Raw genomic sequence first — 12831 nt, 5'->3', positions numbered from 1 at the left:
CGGCATCATCCTCTTCAGGATCGCCTCTTTCCGTTCCTCTGAATACTTTTTCACTTGATCTCTTTTTCCCGCCCCCGATATGATTTCTATTTATCGGATGACGCGACAACTATTCTGACATCGGGGGTTACGTATATCTGAATCTAGCGCAGCGACATTTTTATAGTATTCAATACTCTGACCGAGCGAACAAAATTTATGACTGTGCATCGAGAAAAAAGTATCAGGAAGTTTACTCTGTTCAGATGGAGTGTTTCCAATTAGGATTTTAATATCGCCTAATGAAACTGATTTTTGAGGGGATATGGCTAATGTAGCCTCGTACGCTGTGCGATACCCAAAGTCATCCCAATCTTTTTTTTGCAAAAAAATGATTGGGAAGATATTGGTTTCATCGAGTGTAGGTAAATTTTCAACTACAATGAATTTGAGTAACTTATCTCGTAAAGCTCTTCCAAAGCGATATTCAGGTGTAGCGCTTCCTGCACGCTTCGATGATAATGCGCGGGTAATACCCCCTGTTTTCTCAATATACTCTTCCGAAAGTAATCGCTTGACTTGATGCGGTCGTGCCGTACTCGGTATTTGTGATTCGTCTTCAGTGTATTGCCAGATTAAGTCAAAAGGAAAAGTAAATTCTCTTCCTTTTTCAAGAAACATTTTTTCGACAGCGTTACGAGCTAATTTAAGTACATCATTATTATCTAGCACGAATAGGCCCTTTCGAAAGATGGTTTGTCTGGCTTATCTAATGATAGTTTAGTGATTGTCGAGTTTAGCTGCAATTTCGGTCGCAATAGCTTGAGCAAGCAGCGGAGGAACAGCTTCTCCAATCATATCCATTCCAATACCTATACGCGCTGTGCACAGGTCGTCTGTTTTTGAGGTTATAAATCTAAAGTCATCATCAAATGATTGCAGTCTTGCTGCTTCGCGCATTGTGATACCACGCGACTCTTCTGGGTGCGTGAACCTACCAGAGCCTAAGAAATTGGCATTTGCTGTTATTGTTAAGGAGGGTAAATTCCAAGCAAGCCTTGTATAAGCGCTCCAATAATAATCTTTAAAAAAAGACGGGTTGATTATTCCAAGACGCTCTAGTTCTTTACGTGCGACTTTATCACTGAGGCCAGTTTTCCTTGCATAGCTATTAATCACAGCGCCATATTTTTCTCTCATGCGACCACTTTCTGTAGCCCATGTTTGACCTGGCCTCATTTCGGCAATAATATCAAGAACAGAACTCTTGTATGCACGCGTTATATGATTGAAGGGAAAAGTTTTTGACGTCCTCATTAAGCTTGAAAACGTGCTTTCTTTCCCTCGAATATACTGATCAAGTTCCTTGCCACCAAGTATTTCTTTTGCATCTGACGGCGAAGGAAGATCATTTATTGCATCAGCAACAGTAGTCCAAGGCAATAAATCTGGGGTTTGAGGCGAAATTGTTTGTGGGTCAGCATGTGTAGCTTTGGGGAAGTTAATTGAGCCTATTCTACTAGCAATAAATATTGCTCTTTCCCTTAGCTGAGGTACTCCGTAATTTGCTGCTGTCAATATTCCTACCTCAACTTGATAGCCAAGATCTTTTTCCAACATCTCAATCACGGTTTCCGATAAATGCCCTAATCGGCCATTAAATCCGTGATTTAACATCTGAGGAACATTCTCTATGACTAAAAATTTTGGTCTAAGATGTTCCGCGACAGCAAGAAAACTGAGGACCAAGTCATTTCTAGGGTCTTCAGCAAGTTTGCTGTATCCCCTGAATTTAACGATACCATTTTCCAATTCTTCGCTACGTCGTAACTGAGAAAATCCTTGGCATGGAGGACCGCCAATTAAACAATCCAGATCATCTGGATTAATTCCTCTATCCAATAGCGCATCATCTATTTTCTGAAAAGGAATTTGACGTATGTCATCGAGAATAATGTTAGGCGTCACATCGTCTTGTCGATGATTAAACTCAAAAGTGCGGAGTGCCTCTGGCTTTACATCATTTCCTAAGACTGCATTAAAACGTCCAGAATTAGTAAAGCCACGAGAAAATCCACCACACCCAGAAAAAAATTCAGCAACAGAGTATTTCATTTATTGTTCATGATTGATTTTTGTATTTTGATTATTGCCACCAAAAATCAAACGTCAATATTCCCCGCCCTCAACGCGTTCGATTCAATAAATGCCCGGCGTGGTTCTACGTCGTCGCCCATCAGTGTCGTGAATATCTGGTCGGCGGCAATTGCGTCTTCGATCTGTACTTTGAGCAGGCGGCGGACTGTGGGGTCCATGGTGGTTTCCCAGAGTTGGCTTGGGTTCATTTCGCCCAGACCTTTATAGCGTTGTTTGCTGACGCCGCGTTCGGCTTCGTCGCGCAGCCATAGCATGGCCTGGTGGAAGTCGTGGACGGCGATTTCCTTGGCTTTTTCGCCTTCGCCGCGGCGGATGAAGGCGCCTTCTGTGAGCAGACCCTTGAAGGTAGTCGCGGCGTTTTCCAGTACCTGGTAATCGGCACCATCGACAAAGTCGGCGTCGATGCTGCTGACCTTGATGTTGCCGTGGTACAGGCGTTCTATGCGCAGGCTGAATGCGCCTGAGAGTTCGTCGCTGCGTACTACCGCTTTTACCGCATTGTCGCCGATGGCGGCGGTCAGGGCGATGGCGGATGCTTCTGCGTTTTCTGCGTTATCCAGTTTGAGCGTCACACCGGTCATGATGGCGGTGAGGGCGGCGCGGTCGATGACGCGGGTCAGGCGCATCATGATGGCGTTGGCCAGGTTGTACTGGCGTACCAGTTCGCCCAGGGCTTCGCCAGTGATAGGTGCTGCTCCTGTGCCTGGTGTGAGGGACGCGCCAGTCAGGGCCACGGTCATCATGTAGGTGGCTTCTTCTGCATCATCTTTGAGGTAGCGTTCATCGCGGCCTGCCTTGACTTTGTAGAGTGGTGGCTGGGCGATGTAGATGTGGCCGCGTTCTACCAGTTGTGGCATTTGGCGATAGAACAGGGTCAGCAGCAGGGTGCGGATGTGGGCGCCGTCGACGTCAGCATCGGTCATGATGATGATGCGGTGGTAGCGCAGTTTGTCGGCATTGAATTCGTCGGGGCCTATGCTGGTGCCCAGGGTGGCGATCAGGGTGGTGATCTGCTCACTGGACAGCATTTTTTCAAAGCGGGCTTTTTCTACGTTGAGGACTTTACCGCGCAGTGGCAAGATGGCCTGGAACTTGCGGTCGCGGCCTTGCTTGGCTGATCCACCCGCAGAGTCACCTTCGACGATGTACAGTTCGCACAGGGCGGGGTCTTTTTCCTGGCAATCTGCCAGTTTGGATGAGAGGCCCAAGCCGTCCATGACGCCTTTACGGCGCGTCAGTTCGCGGGCTTTGCGGGCTGCTTCACGGGCGCGGGATGCCTCGACGATTTTGCCGCAAATGATCTTGGCGTCGTTTGGTCGTTCTTGCAAAAAGTCAGACAGGGTCTTGGCGACGATTTCTTCTACCGGGCCGCGCACTTCGCTGGAGACGAGTTTGTCTTTGGTCTGCGAGCTGAACTTTGGTTCTGGCACTTTGACAGACAAGACGCAGGTCAAACCTTCGCGCATGTCGTCGCCGGTGACTTCTACCTTGGCTTTCTTGGCGTATTCGTGTTCTTCAATATACTTGTTGATGACGCGTGTCATCGCGGCACGCAGGCCGGTCAGGTGGGTGCCACCGTCGCGCTGCGGGATGTTATTGGTGAAGCACAATACCTGTTCATTGTAGGCGTCGTTCCATTGCATGGAGACGTCAACAGTGATGGTGGTGTTCTGGTCAGACTGGCGTTCGCCTGTGGCCTGGAATATCGTCGGGTTGAGTATGCTTTTGTTTTTGTTGATGTATTCAACAAAGCCACGAGTGCCGCCTTCAAAGGCAAACAATTCTTCTTTGCCGGTGCGGTGGTCGTTGAGCTTGATGCGTACGCCATTATTCAGGAAGGACAATTCGCGTATGCGCTTGGCCAGGATTTCATAATGGAATTCAACATGGGTAAAGATTTCTTCATCGGCCCAGAAGTGGACTTCAGTGCCGCGCTTGTCGGTGTCACCCAGGACTTTGATGGGGGATGTAACAATGCCATCAACGGTTTCGAGTTCGCGGTTTTGCGGTACGCCACGGACAAATTCCATCGCATACATTTTGCCATCGCGGCGGATAGTCAGCTTCAGCAACTTGGACAGGCCATTCACGCAGGACACACCCACGCCATGCAGACCGCCGGATACTTTGTATGAGTTTTGATCGAACTTGCCACCAGCGTGCAGCTCGGTCATGACGATTTCTGCGGCGCTGCGTTTTGGGTCGTGCTTGTCATCCCATTTGATGCCGGTAGGGATGCCGCGGCCATTGTCGGTGATGGAGATGGAGTTGTCGCTATGGATAGTGACATTGATCTCGGTACAGTGACCAGCCAGGGATTCATCAATCGAGTTATCCAGCACTTCAAAGACCAGGTGATGCAGACCGGTGCCGTCCGAGGTGTCACCGATGTACATGCCGGGGCGTTTCCGCACGGCTTCCAGGCCTTCCAGAATCTGGATTGAGGACGCGCCGTATTGATTGGGCTGGGCTGGAGTGTTGTCTTGGGTGTTATCGGACATGGCTACCTTCTGAAATATTTACAACTGTTTCACTTCTGGATTACTGCTTGTTCAAAAACGAACTGCAAAAAACTAGGGACTTACAAGACGCTAGGATTTGAATTTACCAAGCTCCTTCCCTCGAATTTTATTGAACCTTGGGGAAGGCTGGGATGGGGATGGGGTTCCCACGCAATTTGTTTGCATTGTTAATCAACCGAAACCCATCCCCACCCTAACCCTCCCCTTGAAGGGGAGGGAATAAGCTCAGGTTTGCGCTGGACTATATCCGCATCGGCATGACGACATATTTAAAGTCGGTGTTGTCGGGGATAGTGATCAGTGCGGATGAATTGGAGTCGCCCAAAGACACCGATATCTGGTCACATTTGAGGTTATTCAATACATCCAGCAGATAGCTGACGTTGAAGCCGATATCTACGCTGTCGCCACCGTAGTCGATTTCGATTTCTTCTATCGCTTCTTCCTGGTCGGCATTGGTCGATAGTATCTGCATGAGGCCAGGGGTGATGACGCAACGCACGCCCTTGAACTTGTCTGACGTCATGATCGCGGCACGCTGCAATGAACGCAGCAATTGCTCACGGCCCAAGGTGAAGCTGTTTTTATAGCCTTTTGGGATGACGCGGTTAAAGTCAGGGAACTTGCCTTCAACGAGTTTGGAAATCAGTTCGATATCGGCAAAAGTCAGTTTGACCTGGTTGTTGGCGATGTCGATCTGTACCGGGTCTTCTTTGTCTTCCAGCAGGCGCTGCATCTCTATGATGGTCTTGCGCGGGATGATGACTTCATGACGCGGGAACTCTTGTTCGACTTCGACCTGGCAAAACGCTAGGCGGTGACCATCAGTTGCGACGGCAATGACGTTCTTGCCATCAACGACCAGCAGCAAGCCATTCAGGTAATAACGAATGTCTTGTTGCGCCATCGAGAAATGCACCATGTTGAACAGGTGCTTCAGGGTTTTTTGTGGCAGGTTGACGCTGGCATTGAAATGCTCGGCCTGGGCTACGGTAGGGAATTCTTCTGCCGCCAGGGTTTGCAAAGAGAAGCGTGACTTGCCTGACTGCACGCTCATCTTTTTGTTTTCAAGCTTGAGGACCACATCATTGTCATCTGGCAGGGCGCGCAAAATATCCAGCAATTTGCGGGCTGCAACTGTCGTAGCAATGCTGTCGCCGCCAGAACCAATGGCTGCTTTGGTCGTGATCTGCACTTCTATGTCGGTCGATAGGAACGACACCTGTTCACCGTCTTTGCGAATGAGGATATTGGCCAGAATCGGCAATGTATGCCGACGCTCGACAATACCACTCACAATTTGCAAAGGCCGGAGCAGGGTGTCCCGGTGGGTTTTAACCAATTGCATTTGAATATCCTCACTATTTTGTTTAAAGGATCGGAGTAAGCTAGCTTGCTTCCTTGCTTCTTTTTTTTACTACTTCATCTATTTGCTACTGTCATGCTTGCTGCCTCGTAGGGTGCGCCGTGCGCACCTTCAGGGCTTTTGCTACTTTGGTGCGCAGGCGCACCCTACAAATTTTTCATTCCCTCCCTTTCAAGGGGAGGGTTAGGGTGGGGATGGGTTTCGGTTGATCAATCTTCGATCAAATTACGATAGAAACCCATCCCCATCCCAGCCTCCCCCTTGAAGGGGAAGGAGTTACATCATATTGCCAATTTCTATGTCGTTCTATGCAACGGCTTTTGCGCAGATGGATCCCAGCCTTCGCTGGGATGACGTTAATACGATTTCGCGTATTCGACGTATTTCATTATTTACGCATATCGTTGATTCCAGAGCAAAACCCTTGCCAACCCGTAGGGTGCGCCGTGCGCACCGTTTTAGCTGACTTTACTGCTGTGGTGCGCATGGCGCACCCTACAACATTTCTTACCTGCAACTGGGCACAAATCCATGCCAATTGCACATCCTACAACATCCAGCCCATCAACCCTTGAGCGTTTGCTCTAATACGTGCAGCTCATGATTGCATTCAGGGTTTTTAGTGCGGTCTGCGGTGATCTTGCGTACTGCGTGCAAGACCGTGGTGTGGTCGCGGCCGCCGAAGAGTTCGCCGATTTCTGGCAGGCTCTTTTGGGTCAATTCCTTGGCCAGGTACATCGCAATCTGGCGCGGTCTGGCGATATTGGCCGGACGTTTTTTTGAATACATGTCGGCGACTTTGATGTTGAAAAAGTCGGCGACTGTCTTCTGTATGTTCTCTACGGATATCTGGCGGTTCTGTACCGACAGCAAATCCTTCAGGGCTTCTTTGACCACGTCGATGGTGATTTCTTTACCATGGAAGCGGGAGTAAGCCAAAATCTTGCGCAATGCACCTTCAAGCTCACGCACGTTGGAGCGCAAATGCTTGGCGACGAAGAAGGCAACATCGTCAGAAATATTGACGCCTTCTGAATGGGCTTTCTTGAGCAGAATCGCCACGCGCATTTCCAGCTCTGGCGGCTCAATGGCGACTGTCAGGCCAGAGTCAAAGCGCGAAATCAGGCGGTCATCCATGCCGGTAATTTCTTTGGGGTAAGTATCACTGGTGATGATGATCTGCTTCTTGGCGGCGATCAGGGCTTCAAAGGCGTAAAAGAATTCTTCTTGGGTGCGGCTCTTGCCGCCAAAGAATTGAATATCATCGATCAGCAATAAATCCAGCGAATGGTAATAACGCTTGAATTCATCAAAGCCCTTGCGCTGGTAAGCGGTCACTACGTCGCGTACATATTGTTCAGCGTGGATGTAGCGTATCTTGGCGTTCGGGTTATCAACCAGAATCTGGTTACCAATGGCGTGGATCAAATGCGTTTTACCGAGGCCAACACCGCCGTACAGGAATAATGGGTTGTACGATACGCCTGGGTTATTCGCCACCTGGATGGCAGCAGCGCGCGCCAGTTGGTTGGCCTTACCTGTAACGAAGCTGTCAAAAGTCAGGTCGGAATTGATACGGCTTTGCTCGCGGCGTGGGGATACTTCTGGCGCGGCGGGTTCAGACATCATTTCTGGCACGCTGCCCTGGGCATCGAGGTCGGCATTCAAACCTTGCGGGCGTGGTGCGGCCGCTGCTGCGGGAGCAGTTTTTCTGTTACCACGCGGGTCAAGCACGAACTGAACTTCGACATCTTCATCCCAGTACTGATTAGCCAGGTCGGTGATGCGGTTGGCGAACTGGGCTTTGACCCAGTCGAGTTTGAAACGGTTGGGCGCAGCGATACGCAGCTTGCCGTTTTCAAAGTCAAGCGGTACTAGCGGTTTGATCCAGGCGCTATATTGCTGTGGTGGAAGCTCTTGCTCAAGTTGGGAAGAACAGGCCTGCCAGAAATTTTCCATGTATGACTTTAATTATTAAATGCAAATGCGCGGTGCCGAATTAAATTCTACCCTGGCGATATTTAGTAAGAATTACTAAGAGGCTGGTAGCCCTATCGCTTGGTAAGTTGTCTGAAAGACATAAAACGGTGCCGCGCTAATCCGCTATTTTAACCCCGCTTGACCGAGTTATCCACAGGTTTGGGTTTAAATTTATTCTTTGCATTGCACCAATAGGTGTGCCCTGGCTGATTAATTTTTGCGCTAAGTGATTGACACGCAAAGCAAAAATGGTGTCTAATTCAGGGTTCCCTACCCCTCTTTTATTGGTGCGGCTTTAATTATCGGTTTTTTGATGGATTGATGCGCAACACCATGAGCAGCGGTTTTGGGGCAGTAAAGGCGAAAGGCCTGACGAAAATGTGCAAGCCGAAGTCGCACCCAAGACAGCCTTTATCCGTAATTCCGATTTTTTTTATTGCTCAATTAGCGAGACCAACATGAAACGTACTTACCAACCTTCCGTCGTTCGCCGCAAGCGCACTCACGGTTTCCGCGCACGCATGGCAACCCGCGGTGGCCGCGCTGTTTTGAACGCACGTCGCGCCAAAGGCCGTAAACGCCTGGCAGCTTGATTATCAGTTCGTTGATCTGCGCAGCCTTGCTGAATTCGCATGATCAATAATATAACTGAGCCAGTTCAGGCAGGTGCAGGCGGCGCAGATTTTGCCCGCGTCAGGCGCATCGTTAAAACGGATGAGTTTTCATCCGTTTTTCGTTTGCGCCCCGTGCAAAAGACGGCGCATTTTGTGCTTTATACCAGAACCAATGATTTGCCGCATGCCCGTCTGGGTGTGGTGGCCGCCAAGCGTTTTGCGCCACGTGCCGTGACGCGCAATACGATCAAGCGTGTCACTCGCGAGATATTTCGCCATTCAGCCTTGTTGAATGTGGATTGCATCGTGCGGCTGTCCCGCCCTGTTAACAGCAAGGCGGGGCCGGCGACGACCGCCCAGCTCAAGCGTGAGCTCAGGGCGGAAATCTTGCGTCTGTTTGCGGCACCGGCTTGCGCGCCTGTTAGTCATAAGCCACCTGCAAGTAGTACATAAGCGAACTTAGGGCATTTAAGATGAAAACCCTGCTGCTCCTGTTGCTCAGATTTTATAAACTGGCAATTAGTCCTATGTTGGGGCAGAACTGTCGTTTTTATCCGAGTTGCTCTGAATATGCGGCAGAGGCTATCAAAATACACGGTGCTGCCAAGGGTAGCTTGCTGGCAGGCAAACGCTTGTGCAAATGCCATCCCTGGCATCCCGGTGGCGTGGATAACGTGCCGCCCGCTAGTGAAAAATCGCAAACCACCCCCACATCTGCCCAGTGCTGCCATGATGGCAAGCACAATGGACATTCTTCTCCCCTTTCCTGACATACACAAATGGATATCAAACGTACCGTCCTGTGGGTAATTTTCTCTTTCGCGCTGATCATGCTCTGGAATGGTTGGGGCGTGTATAGCGGCAAGCCGTCTATCTTTGCCCCGCCACCACCGAAAGTGGCCAGTGCTTCTGCATCTGCCAACGCGTCTGCCAGTGCATCAAGCACAGCGGGTAGCGCCAGTGCTGTGGCTGGTGCTACGGCAACAGCGGGTACAGATGCTGCCCCTGTCATCAAGAGCGAAACCATCACCATTACTACTGATGTCATCAAGGCAGATATTGATACCATCGGTGGTGAGCTCAAAAAGCTGGAATTGCTGAAGCATAAAGATGGCACAGACCATACAAAAAACATGGTTTTGTTCGATAACTCGACCAAACGTACTTATCTGGCGCAGACTGGTTTGCTGGGTGGCCCTTTCCCTAACCACAAATCTGGCTTCATCGCCAAACCAGGCGTTCGTACCCTGGAAGGTGGTAACCAGGTACAACTGGTGCTGGAAGCTGAGCAAGGCGGCGTCAAGCTGACCAAGACTTATACCTTCAAAAAAGGCGAATACCTGATCGATGTTCGCCATGATGTGACTAACACTGGTACAGCGGCAATCAAACCTTCTTTGTATTTGCAGTTGCTGCATGACGGCACCAAGCCTGAAAGTGGCGGCATGTTCTCTGGCAGCGGTGAATTCTATGCACCAGCTGTATATACAGAAGCAGAAAAATTCCAGAAACTGGATTTTGAAAAAATTGCCAAGGGTACAGATAGCCATGCCAAAGAATCAGACAATGGCTGGGTAGCAATGCTACAACATTTCTTTGTGTCTTCTTTCATTCCGCAAGACAAGGTCAAGCGCGAAATTTTCACCAAGAAGGTCGATACCAATCTGTATGCAGTCGGTAATGTCTTGCCTATGGGTACGGTTGCACCAGGCGCAACCGTCAGCATGAATGCGCACCTGTATTCCGGCCCGCAGGAATCTGCGAAGCTGGAAGCCATTGCCCCAGGCTTTGAACTGGTCAAGGATTATGGTGTATTGACACTGATTGCCAAGCCACTGTTCTGGGTCATGGAACAAATCCACAAAATGCTGGGTAACTGGGGCTGGACTATCGTGGTCTTCACGATTGCCATCAAATTGGCTTTGTTCCCGCTGTCGGCTGCCGGTTATCGCAGCATGGCAAAAATGAAGGTCGTGACACCAAAAATGCAGGCAGTGCGTGAGCGTTTCAAAAACGACCCGCAAAAAATGAACCAGGCCATGATGGAGTTGTACAAAACCGAGAAGATCAATCCTCTCGGCGGCTGCTTCCCTATCCTGATCCAGATGCCTATCTTTTTGGCGCTGTACTGGGTCTTGCAAGCCAGCGTGGAAATGCGCGGCGCACCATGGGTGGGTTGGATTACTGACCTGACTTCTCCTGACCCTTGGTATATTTTGCCAGTGGTGTATGCAATTTCCATGTTCATCACGACCAAACTGAACCCGGCCCCGGCTGATCCAGTGCAGGCGAAGATGATGATGTTCATGCCACTGGCATTCTCGGTCATGTTCTTCTTCTTCCCGTCTGGCCTGGTATTGTATTGGGTAGTCAACAATATCTTGTCGATTGCACAGCAATGGGTCATCAACAATAAATTGATACCGCCAGAGCATAAGGCTTAAGCGTCAAGATTGAGCAAATGAGAAAGCCCGCAAGTTTGCTTGCGGGCTTTTTTTATGATGTGATTTGTTAAGCAAAACCTAGGGCGCATTTGCGTTTTAAATCGTAGGTTGGGCCGGGCCTCGTTAGGCAGGAGCACGAAGGTATACGTTATTTAAGCGCCGAGTGTTGGGCTGGTAAAACGTAGCCCAACCTACGATCTGCTCGTGTAGGCATTAACCCTGTCGCATTTCCGTCACAAACCCACAGACTAATTTGCACCCATAGAGTGCAAGCACAGATAGAATTTCAACATGATCTACGAACCCATTCCCATCGCTGCCATTGCCACCGCCCCCGGACGTGGTGGCATAGGTGTAGTGCGCATTTCCGGCAAGGACCTTGCACCTGTCGTCACTGCCTTGTTTGGCACTACCCAATTCAAGCCGCGGCATGCCAGTTACCTGCCGTTTACCCAGGCGGATGGCACGGTAATCGACCAGGGCATCGCGATTTATTTCAAGGCGCCGCATTCTTATACCGGTGAAGATGTGCTGGAACTGCAAGGCCATGGCGGCCCGGTCGTCATGCAAATGCTGTTGTCACGCTGTCTTGAGGCAGGTAAGGATGCAGGTTTGCGGCTGGCAGAACCAGGTGAATTCACCCAGCGCGCCTTTTTGAATGACAAGCTGGACCTGGCGCAGGCTGAAGCCGTGTCTGATCTGATCGAGGCATCGACCGAGGCGGCAGCCAAATCGGCATCGCAATCGCTGTCTGGTGCTTTTTCCAAAGTCATTCATGCACTGGTAGAAAAAGTCGTGCACTTGCGCATGCTGGTGGAGGCGACGCTGGATTTTCCGGAAGAAGAAATCGACTTCCTCGAAAAATCGAATGCCCGTGGCCAGTTGGCGACCATACAGGCGGCCCTGCAAAAAGTGTTTGAGCAGGCGGCCCAGGGTGCCTTGTTGCGCGCTGGTTTGAATGTGGTGCTCGCAGGCCAGCCCAATGTAGGCAAATCATCTTTGCTGAATGTGCTGGCTGGTGACGACGTTGCCATCGTCACGCCTATCGCTGGCACTACCCGCGACAAGGTGACCGAGACGATTCACATTGAAGGTATCCCCCTCAATATCATCGACACTGCCGGCATACGCCACGAGCATGACGAACCCGAAGAAGGCCAGGTCGCCAATGCGATTGATACGGTAGAACGTATAGGTATAGAACGCACCTGGGCAGAAGTGGAAAAAGCCGATGTCATCCTGCACCTGCTCGATGCCAGCCGTGGCCCTACGCGTGCTGACGATGCCATCGTTGCCCGCTTCCCGGATGGCGTGCCGGTCATACGCATCTGGAACAAAATAGATTTGTCCGGCCACCATGCCAGTGTCGATGAAATGTCAGATGCGACGCATATTTATCTGTCAGCACATGAACACATAGGCATAGATTTGCTACGCAAGGAATTGCTGCGTATCGCCGGTTGGGAGCAGACCGGTGAATCGCTTTACCTGGCGCGCGAACGCCATTTGATCGCCCTCAAGCATGCGCATGAGCATCTGCAAAACGCGGCAGAGTATGCAGCGCAAAATGACCAGTCGCTGGATTTGTTTGCCGAAGAACTGCGTCTGACACAAGACCGCTTGAACAGCATTACGGGTGAATTTACGTCTGACGATTTGCTGGGTGTGATTTTCTCGCGCTTTTGTATCGGCAAATAAAATTTTTCAGCTTGAAGAGAGAAATTGACTTCACTATGTTGAAGTCAATTTTGCATTAAGAATGGTCCACT

At 50.1% G+C, this 12831-nt stretch carries 10 protein-coding genes; 5 read left to right on the top strand and 5 right to left on the bottom strand.

What is annotated here, in order from left to right:
- Positions 1 to 90: 90 nt before the first annotated feature.
- The 5 genes from ACO0LN_RS05980 to dnaA form a co-directional block, all read right to left on the bottom strand.
- Positions 91 to 711, bottom strand: a complete 621-nt coding sequence (locus tag ACO0LN_RS05980) for a hypothetical protein (RefSeq protein WP_422971871.1) — start codon at positions 709 to 711, stop codon at positions 91 to 93.
- Positions 712 to 759: 48 nt separating this feature from the next.
- Complete coding sequence (locus ACO0LN_RS05975; RefSeq protein WP_422971869.1) at positions 760 to 2094, bottom strand: DNA cytosine methyltransferase; 1335 nt, start codon at positions 2092 to 2094, stop codon at positions 760 to 762.
- 47 nt (positions 2095 to 2141) lie between these two features.
- Positions 2142 to 4637, bottom strand: coding sequence for a DNA topoisomerase (ATP-hydrolyzing) subunit B (gene gyrB, locus ACO0LN_RS05970; protein ID WP_422971867.1), 2496 nt, complete (start codon positions 4635 to 4637; stop codon positions 2142 to 2144).
- Between the two features lie 262 nt (positions 4638 to 4899).
- A complete protein-coding gene (dnaN, locus tag ACO0LN_RS05965) occupies positions 4900 to 6006 on the bottom strand; it encodes a DNA polymerase III subunit beta (protein ID WP_110254682.1) in 1107 nt (368 codons plus the stop codon).
- A gap of 582 nt (positions 6007 to 6588) precedes the next feature.
- Positions 6589 to 7983, bottom strand: a complete 1395-nt coding sequence (gene dnaA, locus ACO0LN_RS05960; protein ID WP_422954397.1) for a chromosomal replication initiator protein DnaA — start codon at positions 7981 to 7983, stop codon at positions 6589 to 6591.
- Between the two features lie 479 nt (positions 7984 to 8462).
- On the opposite strand from dnaA, the gene rpmH reads away from it, so the two are divergent.
- From rpmH to mnmE, 5 genes are all read left to right on the top strand, one after another.
- Positions 8463 to 8597, top strand: a complete 135-nt coding sequence (gene rpmH, locus ACO0LN_RS05955; protein ID WP_061535510.1) for a 50S ribosomal protein L34 — start codon at positions 8463 to 8465, stop codon at positions 8595 to 8597.
- Between the two features lie 39 nt (positions 8598 to 8636).
- Positions 8637 to 9071 carry a ribonuclease P protein component gene (gene rnpA, locus ACO0LN_RS05950; protein WP_162061698.1) on the top strand — a complete coding sequence of 145 codons (435 nt, stop codon included), beginning with the start codon at positions 8637 to 8639 and terminating at the stop codon, positions 9069 to 9071.
- Positions 9072 to 9091: 20 nt separating this feature from the next.
- Positions 9092 to 9388 (top strand): membrane protein insertion efficiency factor YidD, encoded by a 297-nt coding sequence (gene yidD, locus ACO0LN_RS05945; protein ID WP_162061697.1) that lies wholly within the window; start codon positions 9092 to 9094, stop codon positions 9386 to 9388.
- A gap of 9 nt (positions 9389 to 9397) precedes the next feature.
- On the top strand, positions 9398 to 11062 hold the full coding sequence (gene yidC / locus ACO0LN_RS05940; protein WP_422971864.1) for a membrane protein insertase YidC: 1665 nt from the start codon (positions 9398 to 9400) through the stop codon (positions 11060 to 11062).
- 291 nt (positions 11063 to 11353) lie between these two features.
- Entirely contained in the window at positions 11354 to 12760 is a 1407-nt protein-coding gene (gene mnmE, locus ACO0LN_RS05935; protein ID WP_422971862.1) for a tRNA uridine-5-carboxymethylaminomethyl(34) synthesis GTPase MnmE, read from the top strand.
- Positions 12761 to 12831 lie beyond the last annotated feature (71 nt).

The organism is Undibacterium sp. TC9W (assembly GCF_049339865.1).
Classification (GTDB): domain Bacteria; phylum Pseudomonadota; class Gammaproteobacteria; order Burkholderiales; family Burkholderiaceae_D; genus Undibacterium.
Note: the sequence above shows the minus strand (reverse complement) of the source record. Positions and strands in the feature narration are given on the sequence as shown.